The following is a 17,930-nucleotide window of genomic DNA, read 5'->3' as shown; positions in this document are numbered from 1 at the left end:
GCCTTTTTCAGCACATGCCGGTTTCTTTCTCTTCACCTTCTATACAGGGAACGCAAAAGAGTCTGCCATCCTTGGTTTCCTCCAGTTTGTTTGTGAAGGTTGCTTCACCACAGCGCGCACAACGCTTCACCTCGAAACTTGTGACGCCCTTCTTCAAGTCCCTCTGAAAAATATCGCTAATGGTAAGAAACTCTGCTTCAGGCAAACCCAATATTCGTTCAACCTGCGGATCTGTTATTTCTGAGGGGATGTCTTGCGGAGCGACACCTTCTTTCCGTTTCCGTACAAAGGGTGACTGGAGGGCCTTCTCAAAGAACTCTGGCTTGAGAGAAACCCGCACTGCCCTCCCGGTTGCAACGTCTATCAAGATAAATGCCATTTTGTTGTAGAAGAGTTTCTTTATATTTCCCTTGCCATAGGTAGCTCCCGTAGCGACCATTACGCCATCGAGAAAACACCCTGCAGCATGACCTTCGCCAGTCTCGGACTCTACAACGAGTTCCTTGTCTTTTGCACGTTCCACGCCCAGGACTTTGAGCGCTGCAAGTCCGGCCCTAAGACCCATGGGCATGGCCGGGCATTTATGCCCGTGAAACTTGAGTGCCACATCATAATATTCGTTAAGGTTTTTCATTGCGCACCTCTTAAAAAACGTTTTAACCTTTACCGGTCGTAACCCGAGCAGGGAATACAGACATGCTTGGCGCCAACCACGCGCAGATATGCATGGGCCGTCAATTCGCCGCAACCGGCGCAGGGTGTAAAACCCATCACTTCAGGAAACCATTGGCCCTTATACGGAGCCACCTCACCGATGGTAAGAACGTCGGCTTCCGGCGCATCCCAGATGAGATTCACCAGTTCCGTTTGTTCTTCCATGGGAATTTCGTCAGGCATAATACCCTGGCCACGTTTCCTCATAAAAGCGGATTCGGCAATCTGTTTTTGCAGTGTGGGTTTGTAACTCACACGCACGGAGCGGTTGGTCGCTTTATCGATCAGTGTAAATGCGAGTTTACCGTAGGGCTCCTTGCGGATATTCCCCTTGCCGAAGGTGCAGCCGGTGGTATATTGCACGCCGTCACCAAAACACATCCCGCCGTGGTCTTCGCCTATTTCCACGATGCCGTAAAGCTGTGTACCGCCGGAGCGTCTCACCCCGAGCTTTCTTAACGCTGCCAGCCCGACACGCACGCCTGCCACGCTGGCCCAGCACTTATGACCATGAAACCTCAGTGCGTCCATCAAAATATCTTTGTCGTCCATTGTTCCCTCCTCTTCGGGATTTAGTAAATCCTGTTTCGAAACTCGATTCAATCCTGTTGCCCCGTACAACAGGCATTTCTATTATTTATAGAACCAATAGGTTTCTGTTCTTTTTTAGTTTTAAGAAATTGTTCAAGCCTTTCCTTATCCTGTTTAATGGTCTCCTCGGGTATCCTTTCCAGCACCGAAAAGACGAGAAACCGTTTAAACAGATCGGAGTTGTCAATACGGTAATGCATCCACTTTCCCTGCTTCCTATCTTTTACCAGCCCTGCTCTCTTAAGTACGCCCAGGTGAAAGGAGACTTTGGACTGTACCGTGTCAAAGGCGGCAACTATATCACAGACGCAAAGTTCGCTTGCTTCGAGAAGCTTGATAATCCTGAGTCTCGTCTCATCGGAAAAGGCCTTAAGGATGTCAAGTAAATCCTTCATCGGCAACCTCCTTACATAATCGCATTAAAGAGATATCCTACTCCCATGATCGTAACGGTCATTATTCCTACAAAGATAGTGAGTAGCTTCACTTTCAGAACCTTTCGCAAGATGATCATTTCGGGCAGGGAAAGGGCGGTTACCGCCATCATGAAAGCAAGTACCGTGCCCAGGGACAACCCCTTGCTCATGAGGGCATAGACGATGGGTATTACCCCGGCCGCATTGGAATAGAGCGGCACACCCACCAACACGGCAATGGGTACTGCAAAAAACCCGTTTCCCGCGAACTTCGTCAGAAAATCCTCAGGTACATAGCCATGTATAAAACCGCCGATGCCGATGGCGATGAGTACAAAGAACCAGATCTTGCCCACGATGTCCTTTGTGTTCCACTGCGCATACTGAACCCTTTCCTTGAATGTTTGGGTCAGAACAGACTGGCTCTCTCCCATTTTCATCTTATAGACATACTCTTCCACCCAGTTTTCAAGCTTCAGCTTCCCTATGATGTATCCTCCCAGCATTGCAACGGAAAGGCCGGTCCCGATATAAATAGCCGTTATCTTCCAGCCGAAGAGGCCCCAGAGGAGTACAACTGCCACCTCGTTTACCATTGGGGATGAGATGAGAAAGGAAAAAGTGACACCTAACGGAACACCTCCCTCGATAAAGCCGATAAATAATGGAACAGCAGAGCATGAACAAAAGGGGGTTGCGACCCCGAGGAGGGCGGCCAGTATATTACCTATAAATTCTTTTTTATGCGATAGTATTTTTCTCGTCTTCTCCGGAGGGAAGAAACTCCGGACAAAGGATATGGCGAATATGATAACAGCAAGGAGCATGAATATCTTAATAGTATCATATATAAAGAACTCTAAGGCACCCGAGAGCTGCGCGCCTTCAGAGAGTTTGAAAAGGTCATACACAACATATTTTGAAAAGTCATTGAGCATCGTCCACATCCTAACATATCAACTTATTTTGATATATTATAGGTCGGGTTTGAAAAGTTGTCAAGAGGATATTTTTTATATCGTTGTGTAGATCAAATAAAAGCCCCCCAGAATCACCAGGGTGCCACATGCCTTCTTTATTATCAGGGACCCCTTGGATTTTTCGTTCCAGTTTAGATACTGCTGAACGAGTTCTGTAAAGGTGCCTGCCAGAACGATGATCGAGCAGTGGCCTACGGCATAGGCCAGAAGGAGCATGATGCCATACCATAGCTGCGTTGATGCAAGCTGAAAGGTGATGCTCAACATGGGGGCCATGTAAGCAAATGTGCAGGGGCCGAGCGCAATGCCGAATATGAGCCCGAGTATAAGGGCAGCCATAATACCTTTACGCTTGATTCCGATCTGTCCCGGACCCGACCACGGCATTGGGATAACGTCGAAGAGGTGGAGCCCCATAAGAAAAAAGACGCCTGCAACGAAATAATTGCCATACCTGCCCACATCGCCCATCATGCGGCCTGCAAGGGCCGTAAAAAGACCAATGGCTGCGATACTCACGAAAAGCCCGCAGGAGAAAGTGCTGGTAATACAAAAGGCCCTTCGTGTCGATATACGGCCTTGTTCATCGATAAATCCCACGATGAGAGGTATGCTTGAGAGATGGCAGGGACTTAAGATAAGACTTAAGATACCCCAGATGAACGATGCACCCAAAGCGATCGCCGGGCTCCCCTCGACCGCCCGCGTGAGAACTATGAAGAACTTCTCCAGCATCAGCGGTTCATCCTGTTTTCTTTTTAGGAGAGATTGGTTTCAGATCGATCCCGAGATCTTTAAAGGCGTTCAGGATCTGTTCCTTCGACATAAACCCCATATGACGGGAAAGCTCCCTGCCGGAGGCATCGTAGAATATCTGGGTAGGGATGGCCCGTATCCGGTATTTCTGACCGGCATTGGGATTTTCCCACACATCGATAAACTGTACATTCAATACTCCGGCGTATTCCCGTTTGAGCTCTTCCAGGATAGGCGCCATCATCTTGCAGGGGATGCATTGCTTTGCGCCAATATCAATGAGAAGGGGCAGTGATGTTGCCGGAGACGGGGGTTTAACAGTTTTAGCCTGTCCGTACACGGTTGTGAAGGAAACGAACAATATACAGATAAGGATAAGTGCAGCGGGTAGGATATTTTTATGGAGACGTTTGCTCATATATTCCTCCAGGGATAATATCGGCCTTATTTATTTGCCAACCTGACCTTGCGAATCACTTGCCGGCGACCTTATCTCACAGGTGGTTGCACAGGAGTATTGAATGACCCCTGAAAGGATAATCAACGCGATCATAATATATCGTTTCATGAAGGCTCCTCTAATATATTCTCTCGTAAATATTTGCTTATCGTACAATTCCATCCAGCCATTCCTCGATTTTACGCTTTATTGCGTCCCTCACCTTTCTCGTCTTCTCAAGCCGTTCCTCATGGGTACCGGTAAAGGCAGAAGGGTCTTCAAAGCTCCAGTGGATTGTCTTTGTGACAAGCCCCGGGAAGATCGGGCACATCTCGGCGCTCGCGGCATCGCAGACGGTCACCACATAGGAAAACAGCTCGCCTTTCTTGAAAAGGTCAAAGGCGCTCTTTGTCTTGTTTTGCGAGATCTCGATGCCTATCTCTTTCATGACCTCAACGGCGAGAGGGTTGAGGACGCCGGGTTCGAGGCCGGCGCTGTGTGCCTCGAATCTGTCACCTGCGAGGGCATTGAGAAATGCTTCAGCCATCTGGCTTCGTGCGCTGTTATGGACACAGACGAACAAGACCCTTTTTTTATCCATTGTACTCCTCCCTGTATTTATTTCCTGCAACTATAATAGCAGACTCCCAGCGGCGTCTCAACGGCATATGGAAAATATTTTCTCTTTATCCATAAGGAGAGGTGGACAAGGTTGATCAACACCGGCACCTCAACGAGCGGCCCTATAACGGCGGCAAATGCCTGCCCGGAGTTGATGCCGAACACCGCGACCGCAACGGCGATGGCAAGTTCAAAGTTGTTCGATGCCGCGGTAAAGGAAAGCGTGGCTGCCTGTCCGTAATGCGCCTTCGCCTTTGCGCTCATATAAAAAGAAACGAGAAACATGACAATGAAATAGATCAAAAGCGGTATGGCGATGCGCACTACGTCGAGAGGGATCTTCACTATGTATTCACCCTTCAGGGAGAACATGACAAGGATGGTGAAGAGAAGGGCGATGAGCGTAATGGGGCTTATCTTCGGGATGAACCTCTCGTGGTACCACGTCTTGTCCTTTATCTTGATCAGGGTAAAGCGGGTGATCACCCCCGCAATAAAAGGGATGCCGAGATAGATGAAGACGCTCTCGGCAATCTGACCGATCGTAATATCCACCACTACCCCTTTGAGTCCGAGCATGGGCGGCAGGACGGTGATGAAGATGTAGGCATAGACAGAGAAGAAAAGGACCTGGAATATGGAGTTGAAGGCAACGAGTCCGGCACAGTATTCCGTATCCCCTTTTGCGAGGTCATTCCAGACAATAACCATGGCGATACACCGGGCGAGACCGATCATAATAAGACCAACCATGTATTCCGGATAACCTCTCAAAAAGATGATGGCAAGGACAAACATCAGGATAGGCCCCACCACCCAGTTCTGTACCAAGGATAGTGTCAACACCCTGTAGTTTTTAAAGACCTCGCCCAGTTCCTCATACCGCACCTTTGCAAGCGGCGGATACATCATGAGGATGAGGCCGATGGCAATGGGGATATTAGTAGTCCCCGACTGGAACCGGTTCCAGAAGTCAACCACCCCCGGAGAGGCATACCCCCAGCCCACGCCGATGAACATGGCGAGGAAGATCCAGAGCGTTAAAAATCTGTCCAGAAAAGAAAGTTTCTTGCTGAGCTGTTCTGTGGCCATCTATTTGTGCTCCTTTCTATGGATTCGTTCTTTTCTTTCCTTGCAGGACTATTCGTCCTTTTCCTGCAACCGCCTTTCTCCTTGCGGCCGGTCCATTCCCGGCGGCATTATCGCAAAGTTTCTTTTTTTGAACCTCGATCAGCTTCGTGGCATCCGCCTTTACCCAATTGAGGCCGGGGAGCTCTTTTTTCAGGAGTTTTATATGTGCTGCGATTAGTCCATCAAGATGGTCTCTCAGAAAATAATGCATCCACGTTCCAACCCTTTTTCCCTGTATGAGCCCGGAGTGCTTTAAATACGCAAGGTGCCGCGATACTTTGGACTGCGGCTCTTCCAGTACCTCCATGAAGTCGCATACACACAACTCTCCCTTCATGAGGAGCATCATTATCCGCAGTCTCATAGGTTCTGAAAGGGCTTTATATATCTGCGCTATGTCTTCCACGTTGCGACTTATGAATATATCCGCATAAACGGATATAAGAATAAATACTGGAACCCATATTTTGTCAATAGAAAAATCTTGCCAAAAAATACTTGACGCATAATTGGCTTGTTGGTATAGTTGCCAACAATGCAGAAGGAGTTTATATGATAACTGTTGAAGAGGCTGGAATAAGAAGCAATATCATAAAGGCCATGGCGCACCCGGTAAGACTTATGATCGTGGAATACCTGAAAGATAGTTCAAGATCTTTCTCTGAGATCTTCAATCTTTTTACGCTCGACAAGTCCACTGTCTCAAAGCATCTTCTTGTTTTGAAGGAAGCGGGGATCGTGTCTTCGAAAAAAACCGGGGCTGATATGATCTATGCCCTCGAGGTGCCGTGCGTCACAGATTTCTTCGGGTGCATCACCGCGGTTATAGAAAATAACGTACGCAGGCAGCAGGTGTGCCTCTGTAAACGATAGCTGCCTGCCGAAAGGAACTTTTCATGAAAGACCGTTATAAATTTCTCATCCTCCTTGGCGCTTTTCTCGGGGCCTACTTCATCCCTTTTGAAAGCATGAATATTCAGAAGGCTATCCTTGAGTCCTTTTACATGATACAGGATTACGCGCAGAAGCATGTGCTCCTCTGCCTGGTGCCTGCATTCTTTATTGCCGGCGCGATCTCTGTCTTTGTCTCCCAGGCGGCGGTGATGAAATATCTCGGGCCTGCAGCGAACAAATGCCTTTCCTATTCCGTCGCATCCGTCTCCGGAACCGTCCTTGCCGTCTGCTCCTGCACCGTGCTGCCGCTCTTTGCCGGCATCTACAGGATGGGGGCCGGCGTGGGGCCGGCATCGGCATTTCTCTATTCAGGGCCTGCCATCAACGTGCTCGCCATCGTCCTCTCTGCAAAGGTGCTTGGCTGGCAGATCGGCCTTGCGAGGGCCATAGGAGCGGTCGCCTTTGCGTATGTCATCGGCCTTCTTATGGCATTCACGTTCAGAAAGGAAGAAAAGGCAAAACAGGCGATCTGCATGCCTCCGGCAGAAGAACCAAAAAGGAAGCTCTGGCAGGATACGGTCTACATGGCATCCATGGTGGGCATCCTTGTCTTCGCGAACTGGGGCAAGCCCATGGAGACGGAGGGATTCTGGTATGCCATATATGCAGCAAAATGGTACATCACGGGCCTTTTCGGCCTCCTCTTCGGGTATACGATCGTCAAATGGTTCGAGGCAAAACTGATCCCTACAGTCATTACGGGGATTGTCGTTTTGCTTCTGGCCTTTATTTTCCCGAGGTGGCCGCTCCTTCCTTTCGCTACGGGCATTGCCGGGGTAGTGTGGGTGACAAAGACCTCGTCTGAAGAAACGAAAAACTGGATCGACTCCACATGGTCTTACGCCCTAATGATCGCCCCGCTCCTGCTGGGAGGAGTTCTCGTGGCCGGATTCCTTCTCGGTATGCCGGGGACTGACAACGGGATTATTCCGTCGCGGTGGATCGCCGCGCTCGTTGGCGGGAACAGCTTCTTTGCCAATTTTTTCGCATCCATCGTGGGCGCCTTCATGTACTTTGCGACGTTGACGGAGGTGCCAATAGTGCAAGGACTGCTCGGTGCGGGTATGGGGAAAGGACCTGCCCTTTCGCTTCTGCTTGCAGGCCCTGCCCTTTCGCTTCCGAGCATGCTTGTGATACGGAGCATCCTAGGAACAAAAAAGACTTTCGTGTTCATTACATATGTGATACTTCTTTCAACGATAGCAGGGATGGCCTTTGGATGGATAATGGAATAGAGGAGGTATGGGTTATGAAGATACAGATACTCGGTACAGGCTGCGCCAAATGCATGAAGCTCACGGAGAATGCCGAAAAAGCAGCGCAGGAAAAGGGCGTGAGCTTTGAGATCGAGAAGGTAACGGACATCAACAAGATTATGGATTTCGGCGTCATGATAACCCCTTCGCTTGCCGTTGACGGAGTGGTAAAAAGCGTAGGCAAGGTGCTCTCCGTGGAGGAGATAAAGAAACTGCTTTAAGAGGAGGTTACAATGGCTGAAGAAAAAGATGTGTGCTGCAGTGGCAGCGCGCCGACGTTGGTACTGGCCTGTTCCGGGGGATCGAATGTCGGGCAGGTCTCGAACAATGTAATGATCGAGCTGGACAAAAAGGGGGTGGGGAATGCCTACTGCCTTGCCGGCGTGGGAGCAGCTCTTTCGGGATTTATCGAAAGCGCAAGGGCGGTGAAGACGATCGTTATTGACGGTTGCCCTACCGGATGCGGCAAAAAGGCCTTCGAGAAATATGGATTAGAACCATCGCAATATTTTGTTGTCACAGAACTCGGTGTTGCAAAAAAGCACGATTTTAGTAAACTTACCGAAGAGACAGGCGAGGTCCTGAAATCTGTCCTTGAAAAGATATGACGCTTAACCTCTGAGGTTATCATGGACGTAACGATACAGCAAAACGGCGTACAGGAAAGGAGCGCCCTGAAAAGGTTCACGGGGTGGGCGCGGTCCAAAAGGCATATCTTCAACATCGTTCTTGCCTGCGCTGCCGTCGCACTGGAGATATATTACAGCATCTGCGCTGGCGCCTGCTCATATCTGAGCGGAAGCATACTGGGTATCAATCTTGAATACGTCGGCATCGCATATATGGCAGCCATCATCTTCCTGAGCATCCTCAAAAAAGATACTCTGCTTCTTGTTCTTCTTTCCGCAGGCGTGGGGATAGAATTCTATCTCATCGGGTTCCAGGTATGGTACAACACCTACTGCCCTTATTGTCTGGCCTTTGCGGCGATCATCTTCATCCTCTTCTTACTGAACGCTCAACGGGACAGAAAGATGCTCTCTGTCGTTGCGATGGGGCTCGCCCTCATCCTTTTTTCCATCTTTTTCAAGGGTTCTGTGGCGCCTTCTTACGCTTTCAAGGTACCTTATGTAATGACAGCTCTCTGGGTCTCCGGTGGACCTGCAGGATAAGAAGAATGAAATGTTGTTACCGTCTTGTTTGGTTTGCAGTATCCCTGATTCTGGTCTTAGTCTTCCTGATCTCGCCCCCACTGATCCTGGGGAAAAAACTTGCAGAAGGATACCCTGTTTCAAGCGAAAAAGAAATAACCCGTTGCAGCCCCTGTTTTTTTAGTTCCATAAACAGACCCCTGTACAAAATAGCAGCAATGTACAATGGTCATGTTTTGCCTAACCGGGCATTATCACCGTTATTCATCGAGGAGATCCCGGAGTGTGTTATTAATATTAGTCCCGGTCTGGTATCGGGAACCCCTCCTCTGAGATGTTAGCCTTTATTCTCATTGTCGTGTTCTCTGATATGGCGCAAATTAAAAAATGAGAAGGAGGCAACAGATGACAGCAAAAACAATTTTAATAATACGAAAGCATTCTCTTGCAATACCCTTTATGTTCTTTGTTTTTCTCGCATTCCTTCATAGTGTACCTGCCGCCGGCAGTGCCGCTGAAGTGCTCGTTCCTGCCTTTGGCGAAGGCAAAGTAAAGGTGAGGCTCTATACGGATTATTTCTGCCCGCCGTGCAGAGACATGGAACCTGCGATAGAACCGGTCATCAGTGAACTGATCAAAGGCAAGGTCGTCAACCTGACCTTTGCCGACACCCCTTTCTATAAACTTTCATCTCTCTATGTACGCTATTTCCTGTATGCCCTGAACGAGAAGAACGATCTGGAACATGCCCTTGCCGTTCGCAGACTCCTGATAGATGCAGCAAAACAGGGGTTGGACAGCGCCGAGAAACTTGAAGCGCTTTTCAAGGCAAACAAGGTAGCCTTGAAACCCTATGATCCAAAACCGACCTTCGATATTCTGTCAGACTATCTCAAGAAAGACCAGGTCCAGGCAACACCTTCATGCGTTATAGAGACAGACGGAAAAACCGATAAGCATGTAGGAGGAAAAGATATCGTCGACGCACTTAACCGGTTGAAGAAAGCGCAACCGAAGAAATAAAAAAAAACGAAGCCGGCGCCGGACAAAAGAAGGGGTGCGTCGTTACTTTGCCGCCTTTTGTTTGTCGGGAGGCGCACAGCATACCGACATGCCGGATTGTCTGTCGGCACACCTGTTCTGCAGCGCCGCTTCCAGCCTCTTCTTATCCCTATTGGAAGCTCCTTCAGGCATTCGCTCAAATACAGAGAGCATAAGCAGCCTCTTGAACATATCGGCATCGTCAAGCCGGTAGTGCATCCACTTCCCCGCCCGCCTGTCTTTCAGTATGCCTGCCTTTTTCAGTACGCCAAGGTGGAACGAGACCTTTGGCTGCACCATGTCAAGGGCCGCAACAAGATCACAGACGCAGAGCTCGCCGCGTTCGAGGAGCTTGATGATCCTGAGCCTCGTCTCATCGGAGAGCGCTTTGAATGTAGCCGCAAGATCGTTCATAACCAAACCCCTTTCGCGCCGGTTGTATTATTTGTACCCTTCCACATATATGCTCACCACGCAGTCCTCAAGCAACGTGCTGTCTTCCGCTCCTTCAAGCAAAGCCTTTCCCATCGGGTCCTGCGTTTCGGGCCTGATGCACGAAGAGCTGCCCTTAACCGTGGCATTGACAGCCTTAAACCCTGACTCTTCTACAAGCCTCTTATATTCATCGACAAGGATCGCGCCGGCAACGCACCCCACATATGCGTCTACGCTCTGCCGGATGCGCGGCGGCAGCTCTTTCAAAAGGGCCATATCTGAAACGGCTATCCTTCCGCCCGGCTTCAATACCCGGTATATCTCCTGGAAGACCCTCGCCTTGTTCACTGAAAGGTTGATCACGCAGTTGCTTATTACGGTATCTACAGAACTATCTGCCACCGGCAGGTTCTCTATCTCGCCGAGACGAAACTCGACGTTTAAAAAAGAGCCTTTCTGCGCGTTCTCGCGTGCTTTCTCGAGCATCGCGGGGGTCATATCAACCCCTATGACCTTGCCTGACGTGCCGACCTTCCGGGCAGCGATAAAGCAGTCAAACCCTGCCCCGGAGCCAAGGTCAAGGACCGTCTCCCCTTCCTTCAGGTTCGCAAATGCTGTCGGATTCCCGCAGCTCAATCCCAGGTTCGCCCCTTCCGGGATCATGTTTAATTCATCGTCGGAATATCCGATTGACTGAGCGAACGCTCCGTTATCACACGAACAACTGCCGCAGCAAGAACCCCCTTCATTCCGGCCCTCGGCGATCGCGCCATATGCCTCACGAACCGTCTTTTTAATCTCATTTTTTTCCATAAAGTTCATCCCCTTCTTTGTAAATTAAAAAAATATAGTAATACTACCGATAAATTCTTTTTTATAGAACTGTATTTTCCCCATCCGCTCGGCAGGGAAGTAGCCCCGGACAAAAGAGATTGCAAAATGATGACCGCGGTCAGAAGGTATATCTCTATGGTGGCATTAAAAAGGGAATCTATCGCTTTTGAACAACTGCTCTCACGGGGGAGGTTCGGAAGGTCACATACCGTATATTGCGAAAACTTTTGTAACATGGAGCAACACCTATCATATAAACTTTATTTTATATAATAGGTTCATTAAGGCTTATTGTCAAGAAAAATCTATTCGTTTCCCCAGCCTAATACCTTGTAGAGTGTAACGAGATTGGAGGCCTTCGCCAGGCGGAGAGCGATCAATCCCTGTTGGGCACTGAACAACGAACGCTGCGCATCAAGGACGCTCAGGTAGCTGTCGATCCCTTTCGTGTATCGCGCGTTGGAGAGGCGATATGTCTCGGCTGTGGCATTGACGAAGGACTGCTGCGCCGCCAGTTGCTGCTCAACAGTACCCCTGACAGCCAGAGCGTCTGCAACCTCCCTGAATGCTGTCTGGATGGTCTTCTCGTAGCGGGCAAGGGCGATCTCCCTTTCCACCTTCGCAGCATCATATGCCGCCCATATGCGTGCGTCGAATATCGGCATCACTACCTGCGGCGCAAAATTCCACGTATCCTGCCCTGATCGAAAGAGCCGCGACAGCTCTGCACTTGCGGTTCCCATGGTAGTAGTGAGAGAGATGCGAGGAAAAAATGCTGCCCGTGCAGCGCCGATCATGGCATTGATGGATTTTAGCGTATGCTCAGAGGCCATAATGTCAGGACGTTTCAGAAGCACCTCAGATGACAGACCGGGGGAAACATCTTTCGGCGGAATGACGCTGTCAAGTCCATCCGGCAAGAGCTCCCCGGGAACTACCTTGCCCGCAAGAAGGTTCAGTCCATTTTCATCCTGTGCAACGAGCTGGGTGTAGCGGTAGACGTTTTCTTTTGCGCTGTCCACCTGGGTCTGTGAGCGATGGAGGTCAAGTTCGGAGGCAAGACCGACATCATAACGCCGTTTGATCAGATCGTATGAGTTCATCTGTGTCTTTAAGGTATCCTCGGCAAGCTTCAGGTTTTCCCGGTCTGCTGCGTACGTCAAATACGCGCCGGCAGTGGCAGCGATGAGCATTATTCCGGCGCTCCGGTGCGCTTCTTCTGTTGCGAGGTATTCCTCCAGTGCTTTATCTTTCAGGCTTCGTATGCGACCAAAAAAGTCGATCTCCCACGAGAGGACACCGAGGTTCACACTGTATTGTTCTGTCACGCCTGCTATCTTTTTGTTTGAAAGGTCGGCAGGCATCCTTTGTCTGCTTCCCGTGCCCACAGCATCGAGTGCGGGCAACAATTCTGCACGCTGGATGCCGTAGTACGCCCGTGCCCTTTCAACATTTAATGCGGCAAGCTTGAAGTCGCGATTATTTGCAAGGGCCATCTCGATGACTTTCTGGAGCTTTTTATCACTTATGAGATCACGCCATTTAAGCTCCGCTGCCGAAGGCGCGTCGCCTGTTTTTACGTCTTTATAGGCATCGCCCTCCGGCCACGCCTTCGGGATCGGCGCGGGAGGCCGCGTATATTTCGGCGCCATGGTGCAGCCTCCCAGGAAAAGCATCACAAGGATGATCGACAATACGTTTCGTATCATAGCTCACGCCCCTCTGAAGTATTTGCAGGGTCTGCCTCACACCCCTGCCCGTTTTGCATCCCTGAAGATGACGACGCGTCGGGCACACCTCCAGGAGAGGGAAAGGGACTCGTGCCGTTACCGGGCGAGCGAGGCTTCTTTTCCACCTTGAACATGCGGGATACGACGACAAAGAGCAAGGGGATGTAGAAGAGGTCGATAAATGTGGCCGACATCATACCACCGGTCACGGCGGTGCCGATGGCCTTCATTGCGCCGGCGCCGGCGCCTGTCGAGATGGCGAGCGGCAGAACCCCGAAGAAGAAAGCGAGCGACGTCATAATGACCGGTCGGAATCTTACCCGCACCGCCCCGAGGGTGGCCTCGATCAGTCCCTCTCCCCGCGCCATTCGCTCCTTTGCAAACTGGATGATAAGGATCGCATTCTTTGTCGTCAGGCCCAGGGTGGTGAGAAACCCGATCTGAAAATATACGTCATTGTGCAGGCCCCGTGCCCAGGTAAAAAGCGTCGCGCCGAATACGCCGAGGGGCAGCATGAGTAGATTGGCAAGAGGTATGGGCCAGCTCTCATAGAGGGCCGCCACGCACAGGAAGATCACGATGATCGAAAAGGTATACAGCAGGGGCGCCTGTGAACTCGACATCCGCTCCTGATAGGAAAGGCCGGTCCATTCAAAGCCGATCCCCTGGGGTAGTTTTGTCACCAGCTCTTCCATCGCCTGCATTGCCTCGCCCGAGCTCCTCCCCGGGGCCGGCTCTCCCCATATGTCCATGGACGGAAAACCGTTAAAACGCTCGAGCCTTGGGGAGCCGGATGTCCAGTAACCGGAGGCAAAAGCGGAAAAGGGAACCATCTTTCCCGCAGTGTTCCGTACATAGAGCCTGTCTATGTCCTTGGGAAGCATGCGATGGGGGGCGTCTGCCTGAACGAACACGCGTTTGACCCGACCGCCCTGGATGAAATCATTGATATAGGCGCTGCCGAAGGCCGCCGAAATGCTGTTATGGATGGAAGTTATAGGAATCCCAAGGGCGCCTGCCTTCCCCCAATCCACATCGACCCTGTATTCAGGTACATCCTCCATGCCGTTGGGCCGCACCTTCGTCAGGCGGGGGTCCTTTGACGCCATGAAGAGAAGCTGGTTGCGGGCCTCCATGAGCTTTTTGTGGCCCAGTCCGCCGCGGTCAAGCAACTCAAAATCAAATCCAGTGCCCATGCCCAACTCCACTACTGCCGGTGGCGGGAAAGCGAATACCAGGGCGCTTCGAATATGAGAAAAGGCCTTGGTTGCCCGTTGTGCAACGGCCTTAACCTTCAGGTCCGACCGGTTACGGAGTCCCCATTCCTTCAGCTTCACGAATACCAGGCCGTTATTCTGTGCCCTTCCCGAGAAGCCGATGCCGGAGATCGTCATGCAGGATTCCACTGCCTCTTTTTCGTTCTTCAGAAAATGTTCCTGTACCTGTTTAACGACTTCCATTGTCTGCTCTATCGTGGAACCTGAGGGCAGCATTATCTGGGAAAGCATAATACCCTGATCTTCCTCGGGGACGTAAGACGTGGGCGTGCGGAGGAAAAGGACCCCCACGATCGCCACGATTATGACATATATTACAGCATAGCGGGTTTTCCTTGAAAAAGAATTGCCGACTATCTTCACATACCGGTCTCTTAACCTGAAAAAGATATGGTCAAACCTTGCAAAGAAAGGGCGCAGGAAAGGGATCGCATTCGCCGCCGGTTCATGTCCCGCTTTCACCGGTTTGAGGAGGGTCGCACACAGGACCGGCGTCAGGATCAAGGCCACAATCACCGACAGCAGCATAGAGGAGATGATAGTCACGGAAAACTGCCGGTAGATGACTCCGGTTGATCCGCCGAAAAAGGCCATGGGGCCGAACACCGCCGAAAGCACGAGTCCGATACCGATCAGCGCGCTCGTGATCTGTCCCATGGACTTTCGCGTGGCCTCCTTCGGTGAAAGCCCCTCCTCGCTCATGATACGCTCAACGTTTTCCACCACCACGATCGCATCGTCCACCAGAAGACCGATGGAGAGGACCATGGCGAACATGGTGAGCATATTGATAGAGAAGCCAAAAAAACCCAGCGTCGCGAAGGTCCCCAGAAGCACCACCGGCACTGCAATGGTGGGGATCAGGGTGGCCCGGATATTCCCCATGAAAAGCCACATTATGAGGAAAACAAGCAGGATGGCCTCCAGAAGGGTCTTGACCACCTCCCAGATGGCCACTCTGACAAAGGGCGTTGTGTCATAGGGATAGGTCACCTTCAATCCCGGAGGGAAGAACCGGCTCATCTCTTGCAACTTTGCCTTCACCGCATCGGCTGTGTCTAAGGCATTGGCGCCCGAGGCCATGCGGATCCCGAGACCTGCGGAGGGTTTACCGTTGTAAAATGCCTCGATATCGTAGGCATCGGTTCCCAACTCCACCTGTCCCACATCTTTAATGCGAACGATGGAACCATCTGGATTGATGCGGAGGGGAACGGCGGCAAACTCATCGGGGGTCTTCAACATGCTCTGTACGATGATGGAGGCGTTCATACGTTGGCCCTTCACTGCCGGCGCCCCACCGAACTGGCCGGCAGAGACTTCAACGTTGTAGGATTTGAGCGCCGCGATAACGTCCTCAATGGTTAAGTTATAATCTACCAGCCTGTCAGGGTTCAGCCAGGCGCGCATGGCATACTGGGACCCGAAGTTCTCCACCTCGCCTACACCCTGCACCCGCGCCAGCACCTTCTCCAGGTTTGATTGGGCGTAATCCCTCAGATCGCTGCCATCCATACTCCCATCTTCTGAAATCAGATTCACTATCATCAGCCAGTTTCTGGTGGCCTTACCGACGGTCACGCCCTTACGCTGGACAACCTCCGGCAGGCTCGCCATAGCGAGCTGGAGCTTGTTCTGCACCTTTGACCAGGCAAGGTCCGGATCGGTCCCGGGGGCGAAGGTCAACTCGATGCGGGAGCTTCCCGATGAATCGCTCGTAGCAGACAGATAGATCATATTGTCGAGTCCGGTCATCTTCTGCTCGATGATCTGGGTCACGCTGTTTTCCACGGTCTCTGCCGAAGCCCCCGGATAATCGCTTCGAACGTAGATCGATGGGGGTGCGATGGGGGGATACTGCGATATGGGGAGATTATGGATGGCGAGGGCTCCCACCAGCATGATGACGATGGCAATGACCCATGCGAAGACAGGGCGTTCAAGGAAGAAATTCGATAACATCAGCTCCTCCGTTCACTTCACTTTTACGGGCGGCTGAACCGTCTTTGCAGAAGGCTTGACCGTCTTACCGGCCTCCGGGTTATCCTTCCGGCCGGCATCAAAAGGGACGGCCTTTACGGGAGAACCGGGGCGTATCCTTTGAATCCCTTCGACGATCACACGGTCGCCCGGTGCAAGGCCTGATGTGACGAACCATTTGTCGCCGATGGCACGATCCACGGTGATCATCCTCTGCTGGACCTTACCCTCTGCATCCACAATGAAGACAACAGGATTCCCCTTGGGGTCGCGGGAGACCCCCTGCTGGGGGATAAGGATCGCGCTGTCAACCACCCCCTCCTGGACAAGCGCCCGCGCGTACATGCCGGGCAGAAGGATATACTTCTTGTTCGGGAAGACCATCCGGAGGATAAACGACCCGGTGCTGGGATCAACGGTGACATCGGAAAACTTCAGGCTTCCTTCCTGCGGATAGAGCGTGCCGTCTTCGAGAAATAATTTCACCTTTGTCTGTTCGGGGCCATCCCGTTTTATCTTGCCGGCAGTCATATTCTGCCTGAGACGAAGCAGGCTGGCGCTTGACTGCATTGCGTCAACGTATATAGGGTCAATCTGCTGGATCACGGCAAGCGGGGCGGGCTGGAGTGCGGTCACAAGGGCGCCGACGGTAACGTTGGACTTGCCTATGCGTCCCGTGATAGGCGCCTTGATGCTGCAGTATGCCAGATTGATGCGCGCCGATTCGACGGCAGCCTTCCAGGAATTGATCTCTGCCTCGACCTGTTTTAAATTCGCCGTTACATCGTCATATTCCTGCTGGCTGACCGCCTTGATGGAGACCAGTTCCTTGTAGCGTTCAGCCCTTAACCGTACTGGCGGGAGGTTTGCTTCTGCCCTGGCAAGGGAGGCCCTCGCATTGTCGTATGCCGCCTGATACGGGGCAGGGTCGATCTGGTAAAGAAGGTCTCCGGCCTTCACGTCAGAACCTTCTTCAAAGAACCGTTTCTGTATGATACCGTTTACCTGCGGACGCACTTCCGCTACATAGTGGGCAGACGTACGACCGGGCAATTCGGTTGTCAGGGTCACCCGTTCCAACTGAATTGTAACAACAGCAACTTCAGGCGTGCTTGGTGGAGGCGGCTGCTTACGTGTACAACCATCCACCACAAAACCTGCACACAAAATGACAAAACTGATAATGAGTCTGGTTCTTTTGTTAATACTCATGTAACACCCCTTCTGTCTCCGGTCAGTCTGTTTATGTATGTTTTCATTTATTTTCGATCGCCTCCCAGCACGCTTCCGCGGCTCGCACAATGCGAGTATCTTCCATCTTGATCAAACCGAGTGTATGATCGCGGCCTAAGAAAACCAGTGGTCCAAAGGCCAGCGCAAAAAGCATGACGATCGGCAGATCCTTTACAGTGCGATTCTCTATCCCTTCCTCTAAGAGGTTCTTCAATATGCCCGGGTCACCGGTTTTATTCAGGATCCTGTCCCTCCTCAAAGAAACGCCATAAGGAGAGTTGTGATATTGTTCTATATAACGGAAGTGGAGAGGGTTTTCAATAAAGTATCTAAAAAGGGTTGTCCAGAGGTGGATGAATCTCTCTCTTACGGGCCGCGATTCAGGGTAACC

The 17,930-nt window shown here is 51.3% G+C and carries 21 protein-coding genes; 6 read left to right on the top strand and 15 right to left on the bottom strand.

Annotated elements, in window-relative coordinates:
- Positions 1–7: 7 nt before the first annotated feature.
- The 9 genes from PHU49_01065 to PHU49_01025 all read right to left on the bottom strand — a co-directional run bounded on the left by PHU49_01065 (position 8) and on the right by PHU49_01025 (position 6,054).
- Positions 8–634 (bottom strand): FmdE family protein, encoded by a 627-nt coding sequence (locus PHU49_01065; GenBank protein ID MDD5242580.1) that lies wholly within the window; start codon positions 632–634, stop codon positions 8–10.
- Between the two features lie 29 nt (positions 635–663).
- Positions 664–1,266, bottom strand: a complete 603-nt coding sequence (locus tag PHU49_01060) for an FmdE family protein (GenBank protein MDD5242579.1) — start codon at positions 1,264–1,266, stop codon at positions 664–666.
- A gap of 47 nt (positions 1,267–1,313) precedes the next feature.
- Complete coding sequence (locus PHU49_01055; GenBank protein MDD5242578.1) at positions 1,314–1,700, bottom strand: metalloregulator ArsR/SmtB family transcription factor; 387 nt, start codon at positions 1,698–1,700, stop codon at positions 1,314–1,316.
- Between the two features lie 11 nt (positions 1,701–1,711).
- A complete protein-coding gene (locus PHU49_01050; GenBank protein MDD5242577.1) occupies positions 1,712–2,659 on the bottom strand; it encodes a permease in 948 nt (315 codons plus the stop codon).
- Positions 2,660–2,734: 75 nt separating this feature from the next.
- Positions 2,735–3,436 (bottom strand): cytochrome c biogenesis protein CcdA, encoded by a 702-nt coding sequence (locus PHU49_01045; protein MDD5242576.1) that lies wholly within the window; start codon positions 3,434–3,436, stop codon positions 2,735–2,737.
- A gap of 7 nt (positions 3,437–3,443) precedes the next feature.
- Complete coding sequence (locus PHU49_01040) at positions 3,444–3,875, bottom strand: thioredoxin family protein (protein MDD5242575.1); 432 nt, start codon at positions 3,873–3,875, stop codon at positions 3,444–3,446.
- A 187-nt stretch (positions 3,876–4,062) separates the two neighbouring features.
- Entirely contained in the window at positions 4,063–4,497 is a 435-nt protein-coding gene (locus tag PHU49_01035; GenBank protein ID MDD5242574.1) for an arsenate reductase ArsC, read from the bottom strand.
- Positions 4,498–4,514: 17 nt separating this feature from the next.
- Positions 4,515–5,609, bottom strand: coding sequence for an ACR3 family arsenite efflux transporter (gene arsB, locus PHU49_01030; protein ID MDD5242573.1), 1,095 nt, complete (start codon positions 5,607–5,609; stop codon positions 4,515–4,517).
- A gap of 16 nt (positions 5,610–5,625) precedes the next feature.
- The gene (locus PHU49_01025; protein MDD5242572.1) at positions 5,626–6,054 is read right to left on the bottom strand and encodes a metalloregulator ArsR/SmtB family transcription factor; all 429 of its coding nucleotides are present in this window, start codon (positions 6,052–6,054) and stop codon (positions 5,626–5,628) included.
- Between the two features lie 146 nt (positions 6,055–6,200).
- Between PHU49_01025 and PHU49_01020 the strand changes: the two genes are divergently transcribed.
- The 6 genes from PHU49_01020 (at position 6,201) to PHU49_00995 (ending at position 10,032) form a co-directional block, all read left to right on the top strand.
- Positions 6,201–6,521, top strand: coding sequence for a metalloregulator ArsR/SmtB family transcription factor (locus PHU49_01020; GenBank protein ID MDD5242571.1), 321 nt, complete (start codon positions 6,201–6,203; stop codon positions 6,519–6,521).
- A gap of 23 nt (positions 6,522–6,544) precedes the next feature.
- Positions 6,545–7,837 carry a permease gene (locus tag PHU49_01015; protein MDD5242570.1) on the top strand — a complete coding sequence of 431 codons (1,293 nt, stop codon included), beginning with the start codon at positions 6,545–6,547 and terminating at the stop codon, positions 7,835–7,837.
- Between the two features lie 14 nt (positions 7,838–7,851).
- Positions 7,852–8,079: a thioredoxin family protein gene (locus PHU49_01010; GenBank protein MDD5242569.1), complete on the top strand. Its 228-nt coding sequence runs from the start codon at positions 7,852–7,854 to the stop codon at positions 8,077–8,079.
- 12 nt (positions 8,080–8,091) lie between these two features.
- Positions 8,092–8,466: a putative zinc-binding protein gene (locus PHU49_01005; protein MDD5242568.1), complete on the top strand. Its 375-nt coding sequence runs from the start codon at positions 8,092–8,094 to the stop codon at positions 8,464–8,466.
- A gap of 21 nt (positions 8,467–8,487) precedes the next feature.
- Positions 8,488–9,030 (top strand): hypothetical protein, encoded by a 543-nt coding sequence (locus PHU49_01000; protein ID MDD5242567.1) that lies wholly within the window; start codon positions 8,488–8,490, stop codon positions 9,028–9,030.
- Between the two features lie 384 nt (positions 9,031–9,414).
- A complete protein-coding gene (locus PHU49_00995) occupies positions 9,415–10,032 on the top strand; it encodes a thioredoxin domain-containing protein (GenBank protein MDD5242566.1) in 618 nt (205 codons plus the stop codon).
- A gap of 42 nt (positions 10,033–10,074) precedes the next feature.
- Here the strand turns inward: PHU49_00995 and PHU49_00990 are convergent, their stop codons facing one another.
- The 6 genes from PHU49_00990 to PHU49_00965 all read right to left on the bottom strand — a co-directional run.
- Positions 10,075–10,464, bottom strand: a complete 390-nt coding sequence (locus PHU49_00990) for a metalloregulator ArsR/SmtB family transcription factor (protein MDD5242565.1) — start codon at positions 10,462–10,464, stop codon at positions 10,075–10,077.
- A gap of 27 nt (positions 10,465–10,491) precedes the next feature.
- A complete protein-coding gene (arsM, locus tag PHU49_00985) occupies positions 10,492–11,298 on the bottom strand; it encodes an arsenite methyltransferase (protein ID MDD5242564.1) in 807 nt (268 codons plus the stop codon).
- A gap of 326 nt (positions 11,299–11,624) precedes the next feature.
- Positions 11,625–13,028: an efflux transporter outer membrane subunit gene (locus PHU49_00980; protein ID MDD5242563.1), complete on the bottom strand. Its 1,404-nt coding sequence runs from the start codon at positions 13,026–13,028 to the stop codon at positions 11,625–11,627.
- On the bottom strand, positions 13,025–16,288 hold the full coding sequence (locus PHU49_00975) for an efflux RND transporter permease subunit (GenBank protein ID MDD5242562.1): 3,264 nt from the start codon (positions 16,286–16,288) through the stop codon (positions 13,025–13,027). The genes PHU49_00980 and PHU49_00975 overlap by 4 nt, the downstream gene beginning before the upstream one ends.
- Positions 16,289–16,300: 12 nt before the next feature.
- Positions 16,301–17,518: an efflux RND transporter periplasmic adaptor subunit gene (locus tag PHU49_00970; GenBank protein ID MDD5242561.1), complete on the bottom strand. Its 1,218-nt coding sequence runs from the start codon at positions 17,516–17,518 to the stop codon at positions 16,301–16,303.
- A 43-nt stretch (positions 17,519–17,561) separates the two neighbouring features.
- Positions 17,562–17,930, bottom strand: a 369-nt coding sequence (locus tag PHU49_00965) for a hypothetical protein (GenBank protein ID MDD5242560.1), incomplete at its 5' end; no start/stop codon positions are given.

It is taken from the genome of Syntrophorhabdaceae bacterium, assembly GCA_028713955.1.
Lineage (GTDB): Bacteria > Desulfobacterota > Syntrophorhabdia > Syntrophorhabdales > Syntrophorhabdaceae > UBA5609.
This window is presented reverse-complemented; position numbering and strand designations above follow the sequence as displayed.

Bases quoted from the DNA above. Each gene is read 5' to 3' on its own strand.
- PHU49_01065 (MDD5242580.1), bottom strand. From the start codon at position 634: ATGAAAAACCTTAACGAATATTATGATGTGGCACTCAAGTTTCACGGG.
- PHU49_01060 (MDD5242579.1), bottom strand. From the start codon at position 1,266: ATGGACGACAAAGATATTTTGATGGACGCACTGAGGTTTCATGGTCAT.
- PHU49_01055 (MDD5242578.1), bottom strand. From the start codon at position 1,700: ATGAAGGATTTACTTGACATCCTTAAGGCCTTTTCCGATGAGACGAGA.
- PHU49_01050 (MDD5242577.1), bottom strand. From the start codon at position 2,659: ATGCTCAATGACTTTTCAAAATATGTTGTGTATGACCTTTTCAAACTC.
- PHU49_01045 (MDD5242576.1), bottom strand. From the start codon at position 3,436: ATGCTGGAGAAGTTCTTCATAGTTCTCACGCGGGCGGTCGAGGGGAGC.
- PHU49_01040 (MDD5242575.1), bottom strand. From the start codon at position 3,875: ATGAGCAAACGTCTCCATAAAAATATCCTACCCGCTGCACTTATCCTT.
- PHU49_01035 (MDD5242574.1), bottom strand. From the start codon at position 4,497: ATGGATAAAAAAAGGGTCTTGTTCGTCTGTGTCCATAACAGCGCACGA.
- arsB (MDD5242573.1), bottom strand. From the start codon at position 5,609: ATGGCCACAGAACAGCTCAGCAAGAAACTTTCTTTTCTGGACAGATTT.
- PHU49_01020 (MDD5242571.1), top strand. From the start codon at position 6,201: ATGATAACTGTTGAAGAGGCTGGAATAAGAAGCAATATCATAAAGGCC.
- PHU49_01015 (MDD5242570.1), top strand. From the start codon at position 6,545: ATGAAAGACCGTTATAAATTTCTCATCCTCCTTGGCGCTTTTCTCGGG.
- PHU49_01010 (MDD5242569.1), top strand. From the start codon at position 7,852: ATGAAGATACAGATACTCGGTACAGGCTGCGCCAAATGCATGAAGCTC.
- PHU49_01005 (MDD5242568.1), top strand. From the start codon at position 8,092: ATGGCTGAAGAAAAAGATGTGTGCTGCAGTGGCAGCGCGCCGACGTTG.
- PHU49_01000 (MDD5242567.1), top strand. From the start codon at position 8,488: ATGGACGTAACGATACAGCAAAACGGCGTACAGGAAAGGAGCGCCCTG.
- PHU49_00995 (MDD5242566.1), top strand. From the start codon at position 9,415: ATGACAGCAAAAACAATTTTAATAATACGAAAGCATTCTCTTGCAATA.
- PHU49_00990 (MDD5242565.1), bottom strand. From the start codon at position 10,464: ATGAACGATCTTGCGGCTACATTCAAAGCGCTCTCCGATGAGACGAGG.
- arsM (MDD5242564.1), bottom strand. From the start codon at position 11,298: ATGGAAAAAAATGAGATTAAAAAGACGGTTCGTGAGGCATATGGCGCG.
- PHU49_00980 (MDD5242563.1), bottom strand. From the start codon at position 13,028: ATGATACGAAACGTATTGTCGATCATCCTTGTGATGCTTTTCCTGGGA.
- PHU49_00975 (MDD5242562.1), bottom strand. From the start codon at position 16,288: ATGTTATCGAATTTCTTCCTTGAACGCCCTGTCTTCGCATGGGTCATT.
- PHU49_00970 (MDD5242561.1), bottom strand. From the start codon at position 17,518: ATGAGTATTAACAAAAGAACCAGACTCATTATCAGTTTTGTCATTTTG.